Source organism: Streptosporangium sp. NPDC006930 (genome assembly GCF_040635605.1).
GTDB lineage: Bacteria > Actinomycetota > Actinomycetes > Streptosporangiales > Streptosporangiaceae > Streptosporangium.
In genome coordinates, this window is record NZ_JBEYID010000007.1 from 172,704 (window position 1) to 192,568 (window position 19,865).

At 70.3% G+C, this 19,865-nt stretch carries 16 protein-coding genes; 11 read left to right on the forward strand and 5 right to left on the reverse strand.

Translation table 11 applies throughout. From position 1 onward, the window contains the following. Nucleotides 1-461 precede the first annotated feature (461 nt). Nucleotides 462-1,055 (forward strand): DUF3000 domain-containing protein, encoded by a 594-nt coding sequence (locus ABZ664_RS15045; RefSeq protein ID WP_362508742.1) that lies wholly within the window; start codon nucleotides 462-464, stop codon nucleotides 1,053-1,055. Beyond that, entirely contained in the window at nucleotides 1,052-2,278 is a 1,227-nt protein-coding gene (locus ABZ664_RS15050) for an HRDC domain-containing protein (RefSeq protein ID WP_362508745.1), read from the forward strand. Before ABZ664_RS15045 ends, ABZ664_RS15050 begins: the two co-directional genes overlap by 4 nt. A gap of 108 nt (nucleotides 2,279-2,386) precedes the next feature. On the opposite strand, the gene ABZ664_RS15055 is transcribed toward ABZ664_RS15050, so the two are convergent. Both ABZ664_RS15055 and ABZ664_RS15060 read right to left on the reverse strand, forming a co-directional pair. Continuing rightward, the gene (locus tag ABZ664_RS15055; protein ID WP_362508748.1) at nucleotides 2,387-2,857 is read right to left on the reverse strand and encodes an ATP-binding protein; all 471 of its coding nucleotides are present in this window, start codon (nucleotides 2,855-2,857) and stop codon (nucleotides 2,387-2,389) included. 406 nt (nucleotides 2,858-3,263) lie between these two features. Next, the gene (locus ABZ664_RS15060) at nucleotides 3,264-3,908 is read right to left on the reverse strand and encodes an HNH endonuclease family protein (protein WP_362508751.1); all 645 of its coding nucleotides are present in this window, start codon (nucleotides 3,906-3,908) and stop codon (nucleotides 3,264-3,266) included. A 471-nt stretch (nucleotides 3,909-4,379) separates the two neighbouring features. Between ABZ664_RS15060 and ABZ664_RS15065 the strand changes: the two genes are divergently transcribed. The 4 genes from ABZ664_RS15065 to ABZ664_RS15080 all read left to right on the forward strand — a co-directional run bounded on the left by ABZ664_RS15065 (nucleotide 4,380) and on the right by ABZ664_RS15080 (nucleotide 8,375). Continuing rightward, on the forward strand, nucleotides 4,380-5,522 hold the full coding sequence (locus ABZ664_RS15065; RefSeq protein WP_362508754.1) for a Gfo/Idh/MocA family oxidoreductase: 1,143 nt from the start codon (nucleotides 4,380-4,382) through the stop codon (nucleotides 5,520-5,522). Continuing rightward, nucleotides 5,522-6,661, forward strand: coding sequence for a dihydrodipicolinate synthase family protein (locus tag ABZ664_RS15070; protein ID WP_362508757.1), 1,140 nt, complete (start codon nucleotides 5,522-5,524; stop codon nucleotides 6,659-6,661). The genes ABZ664_RS15065 and ABZ664_RS15070 overlap by 1 nt, the downstream gene beginning before the upstream one ends. Next, nucleotides 6,658-7,503, forward strand: a complete 846-nt coding sequence (locus ABZ664_RS15075) for a sugar phosphate isomerase/epimerase (protein ID WP_362508760.1) — start codon at nucleotides 6,658-6,660, stop codon at nucleotides 7,501-7,503. Before ABZ664_RS15070 ends, ABZ664_RS15075 begins: the two co-directional genes overlap by 4 nt. 125 nt (nucleotides 7,504-7,628) lie before the next feature. Next, on the forward strand, nucleotides 7,629-8,375 hold the full coding sequence (locus ABZ664_RS15080; RefSeq protein ID WP_362508763.1) for a hypothetical protein: 747 nt from the start codon (nucleotides 7,629-7,631) through the stop codon (nucleotides 8,373-8,375). Between the two features lie 147 nt (nucleotides 8,376-8,522). Here the strand turns inward: ABZ664_RS15080 and ABZ664_RS15085 are convergent, their stop codons facing one another. Further along, nucleotides 8,523-9,515, reverse strand: coding sequence for a LacI family DNA-binding transcriptional regulator (locus ABZ664_RS15085; RefSeq protein ID WP_362508766.1), 993 nt, complete (start codon nucleotides 9,513-9,515; stop codon nucleotides 8,523-8,525). 201 nt (nucleotides 9,516-9,716) lie between these two features. Here ABZ664_RS15085 and ABZ664_RS15090 point away from each other — a divergent pair, with 201 nt between their 5' ends. Both ABZ664_RS15090 and ABZ664_RS15095 read left to right on the forward strand, forming a co-directional pair. Beyond that, nucleotides 9,717-10,916, forward strand: a complete 1,200-nt coding sequence (locus ABZ664_RS15090; RefSeq protein ID WP_362508769.1) for a thiolase family protein — start codon at nucleotides 9,717-9,719, stop codon at nucleotides 10,914-10,916. Continuing rightward, entirely contained in the window at nucleotides 10,913-12,997 is a 2,085-nt protein-coding gene (locus ABZ664_RS15095) for a 3-hydroxyacyl-CoA dehydrogenase NAD-binding domain-containing protein (RefSeq protein ID WP_362508772.1), read from the forward strand. Before ABZ664_RS15090 ends, ABZ664_RS15095 begins: the two co-directional genes overlap by 4 nt. Before the next feature lie 55 nt (nucleotides 12,998-13,052). Here the strand turns inward: ABZ664_RS15095 and ABZ664_RS15100 are convergent, their stop codons facing one another. Beyond that, nucleotides 13,053-14,513: an amino acid permease gene (locus tag ABZ664_RS15100; protein WP_362508774.1), complete on the reverse strand. Its 1,461-nt coding sequence runs from the start codon at nucleotides 14,511-14,513 to the stop codon at nucleotides 13,053-13,055. 150 nt (nucleotides 14,514-14,663) lie between these two features. Here ABZ664_RS15100 and ABZ664_RS15105 point away from each other — a divergent pair, with 150 nt between their 5' ends. Continuing rightward, nucleotides 14,664-15,326 carry a VTT domain-containing protein gene (locus ABZ664_RS15105; protein ID WP_362508777.1) on the forward strand — a complete coding sequence of 221 codons (663 nt, stop codon included), beginning with the start codon at nucleotides 14,664-14,666 and terminating at the stop codon, nucleotides 15,324-15,326. An 85-nt stretch (nucleotides 15,327-15,411) separates the two neighbouring features. Here the strand turns inward: ABZ664_RS15105 and dxs are convergent, their stop codons facing one another. Further along, nucleotides 15,412-17,331: a 1-deoxy-D-xylulose-5-phosphate synthase gene (gene dxs, locus ABZ664_RS15110; RefSeq protein WP_362508780.1), complete on the reverse strand. Its 1,920-nt coding sequence runs from the start codon at nucleotides 17,329-17,331 to the stop codon at nucleotides 15,412-15,414. Nucleotides 17,332-17,516: 185 nt separating this feature from the next. Between dxs and ABZ664_RS15115 the strand changes: the two genes are divergently transcribed. Next, entirely contained in the window at nucleotides 17,517-18,344 is an 828-nt protein-coding gene (locus ABZ664_RS15115) for a neutral zinc metallopeptidase (protein WP_362508783.1), read from the forward strand. A 146-nt stretch (nucleotides 18,345-18,490) separates the two neighbouring features. Beyond that, complete coding sequence (locus ABZ664_RS15120) at nucleotides 18,491-19,273, forward strand: neutral zinc metallopeptidase (RefSeq protein ID WP_362508786.1); 783 nt, start codon at nucleotides 18,491-18,493, stop codon at nucleotides 19,271-19,273. Nucleotides 19,274-19,865 lie beyond the last annotated feature (592 nt).

The following is a 19,865-nucleotide window of genomic DNA, read 5'->3' on the forward strand; positions in this document are numbered from 1 at the left end:
TCTCATCGGCGATCCTGGCCCGGCCCTCGGCTGGTCCAAATGTTCGCCAAGTCACCGCGCGGCATCGATTCCCGCACCACTTTGGGGACACGCCGAGCACGCTGCGCGGAAATGTCGGCGCGACGTGCCAACGTCGGACCACGACCCGACGAAAGGCCCGTGCGATGTCCACCATGTGGAGTTCACCCGAACGTCGCGGTGAGCACCGTGCCTCCTGCGCCCGCGGGCGGGGTCCCCACCAACGATCCCATCCCCGCGGTCACGACCGGGGCGAGCGTCACAAATGGGCCGGCACGGAACGGGTCCGCGCCGAGCGCGGTCACGAACTCCTCCCGGAAGTTCCCGTCGGCGGGCTCACCCTCGCCCCTCGCAGGCCGTCGGCAACGGCTTGATCGGTTTCAATGGCTCCTATACGCACCCCAGTGGTCCCCATGCGATCAGTTTCGACCTACGCTTCCGATATGACCGTCGGTGACGCGCCGCCCGCTCCCGCCGCCTTCAGGCGCGCGGTGGCGAGCATGCACCCCGCGGAGGTCAGGCCCGAGATCGAGCTGGAGGACATCCCGGCCCCGCAGCGCCTGGCCCCCTACTCGGCCGCGATCGGCGCGTCGGTGTACCGCGACGACGACGAGCTCGCCGTCGGCCGCCTCATCGTGCTCTTCGACCCCGACGGCCAACGCGGCTGGGACGGCCAGTTCAGGCTCGTCGCCTACGTGCGAGCCGACATGGAGCCGGAGATCACCGAAGACCCGCTGCTCGGACCCGTCGCGTGGAGCTGGCTCACCGAGTCGCTCGACGCCCACGGCGCCGACTACGCCGCCGCCGGAGGCACCGTCACCCGGGCGGTCTCCGAGGGATTCGGCAACAAGGCCGAAGACCCGGTGACCACGGAGCTGGAGCTGCGCGCATCCTGGTCGCCGCTGCAGGAGGACCTCTCCGGCCATGTCGCCGCCTGGTGCGACCTGATGTGCCTTGCCGCGGGCATGCCACCCCTGCCACCCGACGTGGCGGCACTGCCGCGCCGTCGCGAAGATCCGGAGCCCTTCAGAACGTGACCGATGAGACGACCGTAGTCCCGCTGCTGGAACCTCGTGAGGGAATCCCACCCGTCGTCGAGGACCCGGCGGCTCTCGCGCGCGTGGTGCGCGCCTTCGCCGAGGGCACAGGCCCCGTCGCCGTCGACGCCGAGCGCGCCTCCGGCTACCGCTACAGCGGCCGCGCCTATCTCGTCCAGCTGCGCCGCGCCGGCGCGGGAAGCGCCCTGATCGACCCCATCCGCTGTCCCGACCTGTCGGAGCTCGACGCGGCGCTCGCCGACGCGGAGGTGGTGCTGCACGCGGCCTCCCAGGACCTGCCGTGCCTGGCGGAGGTGGGCTTCCACCCGCGAGAGCTGTTCGACACCGAGCTGGCCGGTCGGCTGCTCGGCCACGAGCGGGTCGGGCTCGGCCTGATGGTCGAGAACGTCCTCGGATTCAGGCTGGAGAAGGGCCACTCGGCCGCCGACTGGTCCACCCGCCCCCTGCCGGAGGACTGGCTGCGCTACGCCGCCCTCGACGTCGAGGTCCTGATCGAGCTCCGCGATGCCCTGCACGAGGAGCTGATCTCCAGCGGCAAGCTGGCGTGGGCACGGGAGGAGTTCGCCGCCGTGCTCGCGCACAAGGCCCCCGCCCCGCGCTCCGACCCGTGGCGGCGCACCTCGGGGATCCACAAGGTCCGCTCGCTGCGCGGGCTGGCGGTGGTACGGGAGCTGTGGACACTCCGCGACGAGCTCGCCCGTCAGTCCGACGTCGCTCCCGGCCGGGTCCTGCCCGACTCGGCGATCGTGACAGCCGCGCTGGAGCTGCCCCGCACCACCAAGGCGCTCACCGACATCCCCCCGTTCACCGGCCGCAGCGCCCGGCGGCACCTGCGCGACTGGCTGGCCGCGATCGGCACCGCCCGCTCGCTGCCCGACTCGGAGCTGCCGCAGCCCAGCGCCCCCGGCGACGGGCCGCCGCCGGCCAACCGGTGGATGGACCGCGACCCGGTGGCCGCCCGCCGGCTCGCCGCCGCCAGGGCCGTGGTGGCCGCGCTCGCCGACGAGCACCACATGCCCGCGGAGAACCTGATCCAGCCCGACGCGATACGCCGCCTGACCTGGGAACCACCCCCGGTCATCAACGACGAGAGCGTAGTCGCCCGACTGCGCGAGCTGGGTGCCAGGGAGTGGCAGATCGGGCTGACGGCGCACCCGATCGCCAAGGCCCTGCTCCGCTTGGAGATCAAGGGCCAGGCGTGAGGCCTCCGCCCTTTACAAAGTAGATTACTTCCCGTTCCATCCCCGGGGCCGGGCCGGACACGTCCGCCCCGGCCCGGATCGCCGGTCCCGGGAACGCTCCAGACCGACTCAGTTCCGGCAGGTCACGGAAAGACGCTCCGCCTCGTCGCTCTCGTCACCGGCCGGCTCCGGCCGCACGTAGGGGATGGCGCACCACACCGTCCGGCCCAGCCCGCGACCGTGCTCGCGGGTCCCCCAGCGTCCACCCGAGAGCCGGTCGACGATGAGCAGGCCCCGACCGCGTCTGGCCTCGAAAGGCCGGTGCCACGAGATGTGCGGCATGCGGGAGGCGGAGCCGGGGTCGGAGACCTCGACGTGGACGGAGTCGTGGGTGGCGGTCAGGGTGAGGCCGATCAGGTCGTCCACCAGGCCGCGGTCGGCATGCTCCACGGCGTTCGCCAGCAACTCGGAGACCACCTGGACGACATCGGACAGCAGGACGTGGTCAGGACCGAGGGCCTCACGCGTCTCATGGCGTGCCCGTCCGACCGATTCATAGGCGCTGTCCAGAAATACCTCCGTGAGTTTTCCCGTCTTCATGCCCGAAGCCCTCCACCTGGTTTCACGAATCGCCGTCTTCACATCCACCTTCGCGGGGAATCCCTTCGAAGAACGACTACCCTTCGTGTGCGGCTCGACACGTGACGGCCCCGCGCTTTCGGGCGTTTTCCGCGCGGCCGTCGAATAACCCGGGGCATTCACCCGCACCGGTCTCGATGTCGCCCTTTCATGAGGAATGTGATCCGATATGGAGTTCGGCGGACATTCGGTGCCACGGAATATCACGTAACCAAGATGATCACCCTCCTCGCGACGTCACGACTCCGAGGGCCGGGCACCCCACCGCCACCGCCCCCGGAGGACGCGGGGACACCGGCCCCGGGCGGCACGGGGACGTCACGGGGACGGCGGGGCGGCGGGGCGGCGGGGCGGCGGGGCGGGAGGCTCAGCAGGTCGCGAGCATGCTCTGCAGGGCGCTCTTCTCCGAGCTCTGCAGGGTCAGCTTCCAGTAGTACTTCACCTGGATCCACGCCCTGGCGTAGGTGCAGTTGAAGCTCGCCAGCGGCGGCCGCCACGTCGAGGGGTCCTGGTCGCCCTTGGCCTGGTTGACGTTGTCGGTCACCGCCCACAGTTCGGGCCCGCCCAGATCGTTCGCGTAGTCCTGGCGCTGCGCGCTGGTCCACGCATAGGCGCCCGAACGCCACGCCTCGGCCAGCGGCACCATGTGGTCGATGTCGACGTCACTCGCGGCGGTCCAGGTGGCGCCGTCGAACGGGGAGTACCACCGGCCGGAGGTGGCCGCGCAACCGGAGTCGACGACCACTCCCGTACCGTCCCTTTTGAGGACCGTCTCCCGGGTGTTGCAGGAGCCGCTGATGGTGATCCAGTGGTTGAACAACGACCGGCTGTAGGAGGACTGGTTCGTCTCCGCGGCGACGGTGAGCGTCGCGAGCCTGCTCGCGGCGGTGGCCGCGGAGGGAATGTTGGGCGGGGTCGCCGACGCCGCCCCTGTCGTCAGGGAGCTTGCCAGGGAGACGGTGAGGAGAATCGGCGTGAGGGCAGCGGAAATCGCGGTGACGACTCGTTTCACGAGTGGCCCCTTCTGTCGCTCCATCTCGGCCAGTCGGGGGGCCTGGGCACGGCGAGAGGAGGACAGACGGAACGTCTCAACTCATGACAAATACGGAAATGTCATGCTTTGACGACGAGTCAGGACGCGCTTGGTCGGATACTGCCCTGATGCACGCTCGGACGCGTTTCATCTGCGATGACGTGGAACGCGGAAAACGCGAGGCTCTCTTTCACCCGCCTTTTCTCGCGAACGCGCTGTAAAGATCTCGTGAACGCCGGAATATCTCCGGGAAACGCCGGGAACCCTCCGATCCGGACCTCAGGACCACCTCGACGAGCTCACCCCGGCCCCGGCCGGCGTTCCCGCTCCGTAGCCCCGAGGAGCACGGGCCGACATCCCGCCCATCCGGACGTCTCCCGGCGCTTGCCGCAGGTGGGACGGCTGTCGTACGGTGGAAAGGAAAGCGCTTTCCTCAGAGGTCGGAGAAAGATGTCCCCGCAAAGCATCGGTGTGGTGATGAACGGCGTCACAGGCCGCATGGGCTACCGCCAGCACCTGGTCCGCTCTGTCCTGGCGATCAACGAGCAGGGCGGCGTGACCCTGTCGGGCGGCGAGAGGGTCCTGCTCAGACCGGTGCTGGTGGGCCGCAACGCCGAGAAGTTACAGAGGCTGGCCGAGGAGCACGGCATCGAGTCCTGGACCACCGACCTCGACGCCGCCCTCGGCGACGACGCCAACCTGATCTATTTCGACGCCCAGGTCACCCAGGCCCGCGTGAAGGCCGTGCTCGCGGCGATCGAGGCGGGCAAGCACGTCTACGCGGAGAAGCCGACCGCCGAGACGTACGAGGACGCGCTGGCGCTCGCCGAGGCCGCGACCGCCAGGGGCGTGAAGAACGGCGTCGTGCAGGACAAGCTCTTCCTTCCGGGCCTGCTCAAGCTAAGGCGCCTGATCGACGGCGGCTTCTTCGGCAGGATCCTGTCGGTGCGCGGCGAATTCGGCTACTGGGTGTTCGAGGGCGACTGGCAGGAGGCGCAGCGCCCGTCGTGGAACTACCGCTCCGAGGACGGCGGCGGCATCGTCCTCGACATGTTCCCGCACTGGGCCTACGTGCTGGAGAACCTGTTCGGCCGGGTCACCTCGGTCTACGCCCAGGCGGTCACCCACATCCCCGAGCGGGTGGACGAGCGGGGCGAGACCTATCGGGCCACCGCCGACGACGCCGCCTACGGGGTGTTCGAGCTGGAGGGCGGGATCATCGCGCAGATCAACTCCTCCTGGAACGTGAGGGTGAACCGCGAAGAACTGGTGGAGTTCCAGGTCGACGGCACGCACGGCAGCGCCGTCGCCGGCCTGCGCGACTGCCGGATCCAGCACCGCGCCGCCACTCCCAAGCCGGTGTGGAACCCCGACCTGCCCGCCACCGCCCGTTTCAGGGACGGCTGGCAGGAGGTGCCGGACAACACGGAGTTCGACAACGGCTTCAAGATCCAGTGGGAGCGGTTCGTCCGCCACGTGGCCGAGGACGCGCCCTTCCCCTACGACTTCGCCTCGGGAGCGCGCGGCGTCCGCCTCGCCGAGCTGGGCCTGCGCTCCTCCGCGGAGGGCCGCCGCCTGCCGGTGGAGCCATGATGGCCGCACCGAGGATCGCGCTGCCCGGCGGGGAGCACACCCTGCGCGAGCCGGTCACCTGGACCAGACCCGCGGGCCCCGCCGTGAGCCGCGTCGTCTACGCCGCCGCTCACGTGGTCGCCGATCCCCTCGGCGACAACACCCCGGGCTCCCCCGCCGCCGTCGACTGGGACGCCACCCTGCGTTTTCGCCACCATCTGTGGTCGTACGGGCTGCGCGTCGCCGACGCCATGGACACCGCCCAGCGCAACATGGGGCTCGACTGGACGGCCACCCGCGAGCTGATCCGGCGCAGCGCCACCGAGGCGAAGGCCTTCGGCGACCCGGCGGAACTGGTGGCCTGCGGCGCGGGCACCGACCAGGCCCCGCACGCCCGGACCCTGGACGAGATCGTGGCGGCCTACACCGAGCAGATCGAGACCGTGCGGGACGCGGGCGCCGGGGTCATCGTGATGGCGAGTCGTCGGCTGGCCGCGCTCGCGCGGGGTCCTGAGGACTACCACCGGGTCTACGGCGAGCTGCTCTCCGGGGTCGACCGCCCGGTGATCCTGCACTGGCTGGGCGAGATGTTCGACCCGAACCTGGCGGGCTACTGGGGCTCGCGCGACGTGGCCGAGGCGACCGCGTCGTTCCTCTCCCTGATCCGCGACCACGCTGCGAAGGTGGACGGGGTCAAGGTCTCGCTGCTGGACGCCGAGCACGAGATCGAGTTGCGCGCGGCACTGCCCGAGGGCGTACGGCTCTACACCGGCGACGACTTCAACTACCCCTCGCTGATCGCGTCGGGCAGCCACGCGCTGCTGGGGATCTTCGACGCGATCGCCCCCGCCGCCGCCGCGGCTCTGGAGGCACTCGACGCGGGCGACCTGCGACGATACGACGAGATCATGGAGCCCACGGTCCCGCTCTCGCGGAAGATCTTCGAGGCGCCGACGTACAACTACAAGACGGGCATCGTCTTCATGGCGTGGCTCAACGGCCACCAGGACGCCTTCAGCATGGTCAACGGCGCTCAGGCGGCCAGATCCCTGCCCCACCTGGCCGAGGTGTTCCGGCTGGCCGACCGGGCCGGGCTGCTGGCCGATCCCGAGCTGGCGGTCTCCCGGATGCGCTCCCTGCTGGCGGTGAACGGCCTGTGATCGCGCGAACGAGCCGTCTCTCGCTGAACCAGTGGACCACGAAACGGTGGTCGGTGGCCGAAGCCGTCGACGGGTGCGTGCGGCACGGTGTCGAGGCCATCGGCCTGTGGCGGCAGGACGTCGCCGCGGCGGGTCTGGAGGAGGCCGTGAAGCTCGTCGCGGACGCCGGGCTGCGGGTGTCGTCGCTGTGCCGGGGCGGTTTCCTCACCTCGGGCGGGCAGAAGGCCCTGGACGACAACCGCAGGGCGATCGACGAGGCAGCGGCGCTGAACGCCGCCTGCCTGGTCATGGTGGTCGGCGGCCTGCCCGGCGTGGTGCCCGGCGAGCCGCTCGGCACGATCTCCCGTGACCTGCCCGCGGCGCGGGAGCGGGTCGCCGAGGCACTGGCCGTGCTGGCACCGTACGCGGGCGAACGCGGGGTGAGGCTCGCCCTCGAACCGCTGCACCCGATGTACTGCGCCGACCGGGCCGTGCTGTCCACCCTCGCCCAGGCACTCGACCTCGCCGAGGCGCACCCCTCGGAACAGGTGGGCGTCGTCGTCGACACCTTCCACGTGTGGTGGGACCCGCGGGTGCTTGAGCAGATCGCGAGGGCCTCGGACCGGATCGCGAGCTACCAGGTGTGCGACTTCCTGTCGCCGCTCCCGGCCGACGTGCTGCTCGGTCGGGGGATCATGGGCGAGGGCGTCATCGACTTCGCCCCGATGACCCGGGCGGTGGCCGAGGCGGGCTACACGGGGGACGTCGAGGTCGAGATCTTCAACGCCGAGGTGTGGGCGGCCGACCCTGACGAGATCCTGTCCAGGGTGAAGGCCGCCTTCTCCGAGTTCGTCGAGGGATGACGGGTGCTCTCCCGCCATGATGTTTCCGTGCGTAGGACCGTTCCAGTGGGAGGAAAACGTATTCGCCGAGCCCGGATTACCGCTTCACGTTGGAGTGACGTGTCAGGTACTCGTACGGTAGGGGTATGACGACCGCAGAAAGCGAAGCCCGCCCCGCCATACAGCGGCCGCCGGAACACGTGATGGCCGTACTGGAGGCGATCAGGGAGTGGGAGACCGCCAACCCCGACTCCGCCCCCTCAGGCCAGGGAGAGGCGATTCTCTGGGCACTGGGAAAGCGGGAGCAGGCGCCGATCAGCGGTCGTCCCTCCTCGGGATCCCCGCCCACCCTCGCCGAGGCGCGCGCCGAGATCGACGCCGCCGAGCGAGTTCCGCGCGAGGGCCGGGTCCTGCCGGCCGACGGGGTGATCAGCACCCTGAACTGGTTGATCGGCGCCAAGGACGGCCTGCCCATCCCCGGCCGCCGCTCCTCGGAGGGCTGGGGGCACCTGGTCGGCGGGCGCGGGGTGATCCTGCGCACCGAGGCCGAGATCGCCGCCGTCGCCGAGCTGGCCCGCCAGGGCCGGCCCAACGCTGCGGGCGAGTGGGAGAAGGAGTGGTGCGCGGGCACCGCCGCCGTGTGCGAATGGGTGCTCGGCACCCGCAGGAAGTCCCCGGTCCGCAACACGCCTCGCCCCATGCACGGACCGACCGGCCTCAACCTCGGCATGGAGGAGAGCGCGGCCGAGGACGTGTCCCGGCAGCTCGGCCGGGGGCGCCAGCACTCTCCCGGATACGGTGACGGGGTCATCAGGACGATCCGCTGGCTGCGCGGGCAGATCATGGTCCCGCCGATCAACGAGCAGGGAAACCCCGTTCCCGGCATGCGCTGACCCTCCTCCCCGGCGTCCCCTCTTTACCGCGTTCCCCTGTGACACACGATCGGCCCGGACCACCCCAGGGGTGTCCGGGCCGCCTGTCGTGTCACCCCTGGCCGTGGCCGCCTGTCGTGTCATCCCAGACCCCGGCCGTCTGTCATGTCATCCCAGGCCGCGGCTGCTCTCCCGGAGGATCACCTCGCCGACCACGGCCTCGGCCCTGACCTCCTCGGACGGGCCGAGGGCGAGCTCCAGCGCACGGGCGCCCATGTCGGCGAGCGGCAGCCGCACCGTGGACAGCGAGGGAACCAGGTCGCGCAGGGTGGAGATGTCGTCGAACCCGGCCACGGACATGTCCTCGGGCACCCGGACGCCCCGGTCTCTGAAGGAGGCGAGGGCGCCCACCGCCATCACGTCGTTGACGGCGAAGACGCACGTGACCCCGGAGGTCCGGGTGGCCGCCGCGTAGCCGCCCTCCCGGTCGAAGGTGCCGTGCAGGACGCGCGGCGCGGGCAGGCCGAGCTCCTCCAGCGCGCCGGTGAAGCCCTCCACCCTGTCCCTGGGCGCGATCAGCCAGTCGGGCCCGGCGAGTATCGCGAAGTTCCTGTGTCCCAGCCCGGCGAGAGCGCGGGCCAGCTCGGCGGCGCCCCGGCGGTTGTCCGGCACCACCGTGTCGACGCCGAGCAGGTCCTGACCCACGCAGGCGACCCGGCCCCCGGACTCCCGGTAGCGGTCGAGCTCCGCCCGGAGCCTCTGGGTCGTCCGCGGGTCGGTGACCCGGGAGCCGACGAGCAGCACGGCACGGACCCGCTGGGCGTTGAGCGTCGAGACGTAGGCGATCTCCCGCTCGGGATCGCGGTGGGTGGTGCCGATCATGACCATGAGCCCCTGGCTCTCGGCGACCCGCATCGCCCCGTCGGCGATCGCGGCGAAGTAGGGGTCGGTGAGGTCGTGGACGACCAGGCCGATCACGTTGCTCGCGCCCCTGGCGAGGGTCTGCGCGGCCACGTTGGTGCGGTATCCCAGCTCGGCGGCGGCCAGCTCCACCTTGGCCCGCAGGGGTGCGCCCACCTGCCGGGTGCTGCCGTTGAGCACCCGCGACGCCGTGGCGAGCGAGACGCCCGCGTGCCGGGCGACATCCTCAAGCGTGACCACCGACAACCTCCTGGAAAGCGTTTTCCAAAGTCTGTCAGAGTTATCCCCGCCCCGCACCCCGGACACGGGCCCGCGAGGTGGGGCGTGAGCCCGCACACTCCTGGGGACAACTTACCCACCTCCCACCCGCCCGGCCGCACCAAACCTTGTTACTGACGAGTAGCATGGTGGGGAAGCCATCCAGCAACGAGGAGCGAATCCGTGCCTTCGTCTCGTGACGTCGTATTCGTCGACGGTGTGCGCACACCATTCGGCAGGTCGGGCCCCAAGGGCCTGTACGCCGAGACACGCGCCGACGACCTGGTGATCCGCGTCATCCGCGAGCTGATCCGGCGAAACCCGAATCTGCCTCCCGAGCGCGTCGACGAGGTGGCCATCGCGGCCACCACGCAGATCGGCGACCAGGGCCTCACCCTCGGCCGCTCCGCCGCGATCCTGGCCGGGCTGCCCAAGACCGTGCCCGGCTACTCGATCGACCGTATGTGCGCGGGCGCGATGACCGCGGTGACCTCGGTCGCCGGCGGCATCGCCTTCGGCGCCTACGACGTCGCCATCGCCGGTGGCGTCGAGCACATGGGCCGCCACCCCATGGGCGAGGGCGTCGATCCCAACCCCCGCTTCCTGGCCGAACGGCTCGTGAACGAATCCGCCCTCGTCATGGGCATGACCGCGGAGAACCTCCACGACCGCTACCCCTCCATTACCAAGGACCGCGCGGACGCCTTCGCCCTCGCCTCCCAGGAAAAGGTCGCCAAGGCGTACGCCGACGGCAGGATCTCCGAGGACCTGGTCCCGATGGCGACCAGGTCCGCCGAGAAGGGCTGGGGGCTGGCCACGGCCGACGAGGCTCCCCGCCCCGGTACCACGCTGGAGGGCCTCGCCGGACTGAAGACCCCGTTCCGCCCGCACGGCCGGGTCACCGCGGGCAACGCCTCCGGCATCAACGACGGCGCCACCGGCTGCGTCATGGCCGCCGCCGACGTCGCGGAGGAGCTCGGCCTCGCGCCGAAGATGCGCCTCGTCTCGTACGCCTTCGCGGGCGTGGACCCGGAGGTGATGGGCGTCGGGCCGATCCCGTCCACCGAGCGGGCCCTGCGGCTGGCCGGGCTCTCCATCTCCGACATGGGACTGTTCGAGATCAACGAGGCGTTCGCCGTGCAGGTGCTGGCGTTCCTCGAGCACTTCGGCATCGCCGACGACGACCCCCGGGTGAACCCCTACGGCGGCGCCATCGCCTTCGGCCACCCGCTCGCCTCCTCCGGGGTGCGTCTGATGACGCAGCTCGCCCGCGAGTTCGGGGAGCGCCCCGACGTCCGCTACGGCGTGACCACGATGTGCGTGGGCCTGGGCATGGGCGGAACGGTCATCTGGGAGAACCTCGGCTGGGAGGGCGAGAAGTGACGGACAGCAAGACGGACATCACGGAGCTCTTCGCCGACGAGGTCGTCACCCGGGCGGCCGTGCGCGACGTGGAACTGCCCTACGGGGCGGGCACCATGGCACTGATCACGCTGGACAACGGCTTCGACCACACCAAGCCTTCGACGTTCGGCCCCGCCGGGCTGACCTCGCTGGGCGAGGCCCTGGACGCGGTCGCCGGGCGCGGCGACCTGGCGGCCGTGGGTGTCGTCGGCAAGCCGTTCGTCTTCGCCGTCGGCGCCGACCTCAAGGGCGCCGCGCTGGTCTCCGAGCGGGAGCAGGCGCTGCGGATCGGCAGGCTGGGGCACGACGTGTTCCGCCGCCTCGGCGAGCTGGACGTGCCCTCGTTCGCGTTCGTCAACGGCGCGGCCATGGGCGGCGGCCTGGAGGTCGCGCTGCACTGCACCTACCGGACCATCTCCTCGGGCGTGGCCGCGGTGGCGCTGCCCGAGTGCTTCCTCGGCCTGGTCCCCGGCTGGGGCGGCACCCAGCTGCTGCCCCGGCTGATCGGCCCGGCCGCGGCCGTCAAGCTGATCGTCGAGAACCCGCTCGCGCAGAACCGCATGATCAAGGGCGGGGAGGCGTTCACGCTCGGCGTCGCCGACGCGATGTTCGAGCCCGCCGACTTCCTGGAGGAGTCGCTGCGATGGGCCGCCCAGGTGCTGCGCGGCGAGGTGACGGTCTCCCGTACCGACCACACCGGGGACGACTGGGCCAAGACGGTCGCCGACGCGCGCTTCCTGCTCGACATGAGGCTGCACGGCGCCTCCCCGGCCCCCTACCGGGCGCTGGAGCTGGTCGAGCTGGCCCGCACCGCGTCGCGCGACGAGGGGTTCGCCGCCGAGGACGAGGCTCTGGCCGACCTCCTCATGGGCGACGAGCTTCGCGCCGGCCTGTACTCCTTCGACCTGGTCCAGCGACGGGCCAAGAAGCCCGCGGGCGCCCCCGACAAGGCGCTGGCCCGCAAGGTGACCAAGGTCGGTGTCGTCGGCGCGGGCCTGATGGCCTCGCAGATGGCGCTGCTGTTCGCGCGCCGCCTGGAGGTCCCGGTCGTGCTGACCGACCTCGACCAGAACCGCCTCGACAAGGGCGTGGGATACGTCCACGCCGAGGTGGACAAGCTGCTCGGCAAGGGGCGCGTCTCCGCCGACCAGGCCAACCGGCTCAAGGCCCTGGTGACCGGCTCGCTGACCAAGGACGCCTTCGCCGACGCCGACTTCGTCATCGAGGCGGTCTTCGAGGACATGGAGGTCAAGCGGAAGGTGTTCGCCGAGGTGGAGGAGGTCGTCTCCGCCGAGTGCGTGCTCGCCACGAACACCTCCTCGCTGTCGCTGACCGAGATGGCCTCGGGGCTGCGTCACCCGGAGCGTGTCGTGGGCTTCCACTTCTTCAACCCGGTCGCGGTGATGCCGCTGCTGGAGATCGTACGGGGAGCGAAGACCGACGACGCGACGCTCGCCACGGCCTTCTCCGTCGGCCGGTCGCTGAAGAAGTCGTCCGTGCTGGTCAAGGACGCGCCCGCGTTCGTGGTCAACCGCCTGCTGACGCGCTTCATGGGCGAGGTCATCGGCGCCGTCGACGAGGGCACCCCGCTTGAGGTCGCCGACCACGCGCTGGACGGGCTGGGCCTGCCGATGACCCCGTTCGCGCTGCTGCAACTCGTCGGCCCCGCCGTGGCGCTGCACGTCGCCGAGACGATGCACGAGGCCTTCCCCGCCCGTTACGGGGTGTCGGAGAACCTCGCCCGGCTCGTCGCGGCGGGCAAGCCCGGCGTCTACGCGCCGGACTTCTCGCTGGACCCCGAGGCGGTCGCCCTCTTCGGTGGCGGCACCTCCCCGTCGACGGCGGAGGAGGTGCGGCTGCGGGCGCTGCGGGCGCTGGCCGAGGAGATCCGTCTCATGCTCCAGGAGGACGTGGTCTCTGCTCCCCAGGACATCGACCTGTGCATGATCCTCGGCGCGGGCTGGCCGTTCCACCTGGGCGGCGTCACCCCGTATTTGGACCGGACGGGCATCGCCGAACCGCGCTTCCTGCCGCCGGGCGTCGCCTCGGTCCCCGCCTGACGTCTCCCTCTCTCGGCCCCTTCCTTCGGGAACGGAAGGGGCCGAGAGAGGGAGGTCACCGCGAGCGCTCCGACAGCCTGCTGTGCCGGTAGCCGTACCCGAAGTAGAGCAGGATCCCGAGCAGCATCCACGCCACGAACCTGAGCCAGGTCTCCACGGGGAGGTTGAGCATCAGGTAGACGCAGGCGAGCACCGACAGGACGGGAACCACCGGAACCAGCGGGGTGCGGAAGGAACGCGGCAGGTCGGGACGGGTGCGGCGGAGGATGACCACTGCGATCGAGACCACCACGAACGCGAAGAGCGTGCCGATGTTGACCAACTCGGCGATGGTGGACAGCGGCACCAGCCCGGCCAGGGCCGCGACGACGACACCCATCATGATGGTGATGACGTACGGGGTCCGATATTTGGGGTGCACCTTGGCCAGCCCGCCCGGCAGCAGGTGGTCGCGGCACATGGCGAACATCACCCGCGACATGCCCATCATGAGGATCATCACGACCGTCGTGAGGCCGGCCAGCGCGCCGACGCTGATCAGCGACGCGGCCCACGTCTGGCCGACCGCCTTGAACGCGTCGGCGAGCGGCGCCGCCTCGCTGAGTTGGCCGTAGGGCTGCATTCCGACGACGACCAGGGAGACCACGACGTACAGCGCCGTGCAGATGGCGAGCGAGGACAGGATGCCGATGGGCAGGTCCCGCTGCGGGTTGCGCGTCTCCTCCGCCGCGGTGGCGACCACGTCGAAGCCGATGTAGGCGAAGAACACGATGGCCGCGGCGCTGAAGATGCCCAGCACCCCGTACGCCACCGGGCTGATCCCGAACAGCACCTGGATCAGCGGCGCGGACAGGCCCTCCACGGCCGGGGTCGACTTCGACGGCGGGACGAACGGCGAGTAGTTGGCGCCCCTGACGAAGAACAACCCCGCCACGACGACCAGCAGGATCACCGCGAGCTTGATCGTGACGATGATCAGGTTTAACCGGGACGACAGCTTGATCCCGACGACCAGGATCGCGGTGAGAACCAGCACGATCAGCGCGGCGGGCAGGTTGAACGCCGCCCCCTCCCCCGCGATCGTCTCCGGCAGTGTTATCCCCAGGGACGCCAGCAGCGAGGTGAGGTATCCCGACCAGCCGACCGCGACGACCGCGGCGCCGAGCATCATCTCCAGCGTGAGGTCCCAGCCGATGATCCAGGCGGGGAACTCACCGAGGGTGGCGAACGCGAAGGTGTAGGCGGACCCGGCCACCGGGACGGTGGAGGCGAACTCGGCGTAGCAGAGGGCCGCCAGCGCGCAGACGATGCCCGCGACCACGAAGGACAGGGCCACCGCGGGCCCTGCCATCTCCCTGGCGACCCGGCCGGTGAGTACGAAGATGCCGGTGCCGATGACGACGCCGATGCCGAAGACGGTGAGGTCCAGCGCGCTGAGATCCTTGCGCAACCGGTGTTCCGGCGCCTCGGTGTCCGAGATCGACTGCTCCACCGACTTGACGCGCAAGACCCCCATGGCCCCTCCTCGACCGCCGGTTCTGTGTCGCAGGTCACATGCCCATTGGATCGGCGGCCGAACGGCGAACTTAAAGTTGTTTGAAAGTCGGGGTTGTCTAGGGGAAGGCCCCCGATGCCGTCCGCCGCTCCCGACCGCGATTCTGGGGACATGCTCCTGGACATGCTGCAGTCGTCGTCTCCGTACCTGGTCGGCTCGATACTCCTCGCGGTGCTGGCGGTGGCGGGCTCGCTGATACCCGGGGTCGCGGCGGTCCTCGTGGCGGGGGCGGCGCTGGCGGGTCCGTGGGAGATCGCGGCGGTGGCGGTCGCCGGGTGCGCCGGGTACGCCCTGTACGCCACCGGCGGCTGGCTCGTCGGCCGCCGGTACGGATCGCGGCTGCGCCTGAGCGGCGTCGGACGCAGAATCGGCGAGCGGCGCTGGTCGCGGTCCGAGCGGCTGGCCACGGGCACCGGCGCCGGCAACGGCCCGGCCCTGGCGGCCGCCCCCTTCCTGCCTGTGGCCGGCTCGCTCACCCCGATCGTCGCCGGGGCCCTGAGCGTGCCGTACGTGCGCTTCATCCGCTGGACCCTCGCGGGCGGCGCGGCCTGGGTGACCGTCTACCTGTGGCTGGGCTCCCTCGCGGGTGAGGCCCTGCAGCAGAACCGGCACCTGCTGGTGCCGATCCTCGTGTGCGTGGCGGTCGTGGTCGCAAGCCTCGTCGTGATCAACCACCGTACCCGCCCGACGCGCGAGGCGGCGGGCGCGGGTGACGCCGACGGCTCGGGTCACACGGCCGGCTCCGGCGACGCGAGCGAGAGGATCCCCGGTTGACCCGGATCGGCGCGGGCTACCCGGGCCCGCGCGAACGAAAGGGGCCGCGCGGTCGGGGGTACCGCGCGGACGGAAGGGACGCGATTCAGCGGCTCGGGTGGTTCTCCAGGTCCGCGGAGCGCTTCGCGATCGCCTCGGTGATCTGACGGGCGATGTCCTGCGAGGTCAGGCCGATCTCGCTGAGGATCTTCGGGCGCTTGGCGTGGTCGAGGAAGCGCTGCGGGATGCCGTACGTGCGGACCGGGACGTCCACGTCGGCGTCGCGCAGCATGCGGGCGACCGCGTCGCCGACCGCGCCGACCCGGCCGTTGTCCTCGACCACCACGACCAGCTTGTGAGCGCGGGCGGCCGGCACCAGGGCCTCGTCCAACGGCTTGACCCAGCGCGGGTCGACCACCGTGGCGGAGATGCCCTGGGCGTCGAGGAGGTCGGCGGCCTCCAGGCACAGCTCGGCCATCGGCCCCACGGACACGAGCAGCACGTCGGGGTCGCCCGCGCGCAGCACGTCCATCTCGCCGAGGCGTCCGACCGCCTCGGTCTCGGTGGCCACCGCCCCCTTGGGGTAGCGCACAACGCTCGGGCCGTCGTCGATCTCCACGGCCTCGGCCAGCAGCTCGCGCAGGCGGGGCTCGTCGCGGGGGACGGCGACCGACAGGCCCGGGACGACCTGCAGGATCGACAGGTCCCACATGCCGTTGTGGCTGGCGCCGTCGTCGCCGGTGACGCCCGCCCGGTCGAGCACGACCGTGACCGGGAGCCGATGCAGGGCGACGTCCATCAGGAGCTGGTCGAAGGCCCGGTTGAGGAAGGTGGCGTAGACGGCCACCACCGGGTGCAGACCGCCGAGCGCCAGACCGGCGGCGCTGGTCAGGGCGTGCTGCTCGGCGATACCGACGTCGTAGAGACGGTCGGGGTAGGCCTCGGAGAACGGGATGAGGCCGGTGGGGCCGAGCATCGCGGCGGTGATCGCCACGATGTCGCGCCGCTCGGCGCCCAGGCGCACCATCTCCTGGCCGAAGACGTTGGTCCAGCCGTGCGGCTTCGGCTTCTCCTCACCGGTGAGCGGGTCGAAGACACCCGGCGAGTGGAAGCAGTCCTCGTCGTGGTTCTCCGCCGGGGAGTAGCCGAAGCCCTTCTTGGTGAGCACGTGCACGATGACCGGGCGGCGGAAGTCGCGGGCCCTGCGCAGTGCGGACTCCACGGCCTGCTCGTCGTGGCCGTCGACGAGGCCGATGTACTTCAGGCCGAGGTCCTCGAACATGACCTGCGGGGCGAGGACGTCCTTGAGACCCTTCTTGACGCCGTGCAGGGCGTCGTAGACGGGGGCGCCGACCACGGGGACCCTCGTCAGGTTGCCCTTGACGAACTCGAGCACGTCCTCGTAGCGCTGGTCGGTGCGCAGGGAGGCCAGGTGCGAGGCGAGTCCGCCGATGGTCGGCGAGTAGGAGCGGCCGTTGTCGTTGACCACGATGATCAGCGGCAGGTCCTTGCGCGCCGCGATGTTGTTGAGCGCCTCCCAGGCCATGCCGCCGGTGAGCGCCCCGTCCCCGATCACCGCGACGACCGTGCGGTCGACCTCGCCACGCAGCCGGTACGCCTTGGCCAGGCCGTCGGCGTACGACAGCGCGGTCGAGGCGTGGGAGTTCTCGATGATGTCGTGCTCGGACTCGGCCTGGCTCGGGTAACCCGACAGGCCGCCCTCCTGGCGAAGCGTGTCGAACTGCCCTGCCCGGCCGGTGAGCATCTTGTGGACGTACGCCTGGTGACCGGTGTCCCACAGGATGCGGTCGTGCGGCGAGTCGAAGACCCGGTGCATCGCGATCGTCAGCTCGACGACGCCGAGGTTGGGACCGAGGTGGCCGCCGCTGCGGGCGGTGGAGGCGATCAGGAGGTCCCTGATCTCGGCGGCGAGGACCGGTAGCTCGTCCGCCGCCAGGCGCTTGAGGTCCCCTGGCCCCTTGACCGACTCCAGAAGATTTCCAGGCTGCCCGGTCCGCTCGCTCACGGAATCATCCCCTCTGTCCAGTCAACGTCACGACGAGTCTAGTTGCGATGGGGGACGCACCCCCCAGGAGCGGCGATTCTGCACGTTTTATCCACAGTTGCAATAACCTTTGCCTCACCATGAAAACTCTCCCCTTTAGGCAACTATCATCGCTTGTTGCCGTCTCGTTGACGTTTGCCCTGGTGATGACCCTGGATACAGCCGGCGCCTCCGCCTCGTCGGCCACCGCGACCTTGACCTCGCAGCAGGTCGCGCCGACCGCCGAGACGGCACTGGGCACGGCCACCTCCGCGGGGAGGCAGGCGCCTCCGCGCGGCCGGGCCGCCGCGACGGCGAGCCCTCTTTACCGCACCGGCACCCTGCCCACGATGCGCTGCCAGGCCGGACAGATCCGCGCGGGGAGCGCGGCCTCCTACCGGACCTTCGTCACCAAGACGGTTCGCTGTCTGAACCGGGCCTGGAAGACCCAGTTCAGGAAGACCAACCTGTCGTTCTCCCACCCCAACCTGCGTTTCTCCTCCACCACCAAGGTGACCACCCCCTGTGGTCGGTGGCCCAGCAGCGCCGGAGGGATGTACTGCTCCAGCAACCGCACCATCTACATCGGTGTCACGCGTGAGGTCCTGAAGAACCCCTTCGTGCCCAACCACGCCCAGTTCATCGCCCACGAGTACGGCCACCACGTGCAACACCTCGCGGGGATCATCAACTACTACAGCAGCAGCATCTGGCGGGCCTCCTCGTCCACCAAGCTCGCCTTCTCCCGCCGCCTCGAACTGCAGGCCGACTGCCTCGGCTCCGCCTTCCTGCGTCAGGCCGCCGACGACCTGCCGGTCGATCCGGCGCACTGGGACGCGATGGTCAGCTGGGTCAGCGCCAACGGGCACAAGAACTGGCCCAAGAACGACCACGGCAAGGGCCGCAGCCAGGCCTACTGGATGGAGCGCGGCTTCAACGCGGGCTCTCCTTCCGCCTGCAACACCTGGTCGGCCCCGACCGGCCGCGTCGCCTGACCCCGGCACACCCCGCACCACCTGATCTTCAGCGCCTCCCACACCTCTGATCCTCGGCACGAACCCCGCGATATGCGGCCACGCTTTCCAAGCGTGGCCGCATATCGGCTTTACCCCCTCTTGAACCTTCCCTAGGGTTGGGAATCATGCGCATCCCCCTTATCGCACTGCTCTCCGGCGTGCTCGTGAGCACGCTGCTCGCCGGTACGGCGGGCGCGGAGATCAGCGGCGGGCGGCTCGCGCCCGTGCCCACGGGCAAGGCCGCCCTGACCGCCAACCCGATCTACAAGACGGGCAAGCTCGAACCGGATGCCTGCCCTGAGCAGCCGGTCTACAACGACGACCGGGAGAGCGCGGAGATCTATCTCGACTTCGCCCTGGACTGCCTCAACGAGGGCTGGGAGTACCAGTTCGCCAAGGTGAGACTGCCCTTCTCCAAGCCCAGGTTCGCGGTCACCTCGCGCATCGGCGTCCCGACCGGCTGCGGCAAGTTCCCCAAGGACGCCCAGGCGGTCTACTGCCCGGTGAACAAGAAGATCACCTTCTACCTCAACAAGGAGATCCTCTCCCAGGCGACCGAGCTGTTCCTGCTGCAGCCCCTGGCCCACGAGTACGGCCACCACGTCCAGCAGCTCTCCGGGATCATGACGGCCTTCGCCTCCCGGGACTACAAGAACGAGAAGGCGGTGCTGCGCGAGCTGCGCAAGATCGAACTCCAGGCCGAGTGCCTGAGCGGCGCCTTCATCGGCAGCATCTGGCACTCCCTGAACCGTGAGGAGTCGGACTTCAAGTACGTCCTCAGCGCCGCCTACAGCACGGCCACCCACGGGACCGCCAAGAACGTCGCCTACTGGGTGACCCGCGGTTTCGATCAGGAGACCCCCGGCTCCTGCAACACCTTCTCCGCCCCCAGGTCCAAGGTCGCCTGACCCCTCCCCTTCTTCTCGCGACCACCCGCCGCCGTTCCCGCGAACACGCGACGGGTGGTCGTTCTTTTCCACCCGGTGCAAGCCACATCCTCCCGGGGTGCGAAACCCACCCCCGCCACCGGCCGACGCGAGACAACCGCAGAACGCGAACACGAGCGGCGACGAAACCATGACATTCAGTAGTCTGGCGACGCCGCCTGAACACCTCTCCCCGTGAGCGCCCTCCACGCCACGGAGCCAGGGCCGGTCCCCCCGCTGGTACAAGGGCAAGGAGAAAGACAAGTTGGACACGCCCGACATCCACTTGCGCGTCCTGGAGACAGACGTCGCCGCGCTCCGCGCGCAGAGCCAGGAGAGCAAGGTGATCAACGCAGGGATCCTGGATGTCCTGAAAGACCTGCGAACCGTGACCACGGAACTCTGGACGGAGATGACCGGTTTCCGCACGGAGATGACGGGCTTCCGTACAGAACTCACGGGTTTCCGCACGGAACTGGACGAGCTCCGCACCGGCCAGGACAGCCTCCGGGCGGAGATGACCGAACTCCGCACGGAAGTGAACGAACTCCGCACCGGACAGGACCCGCACCGC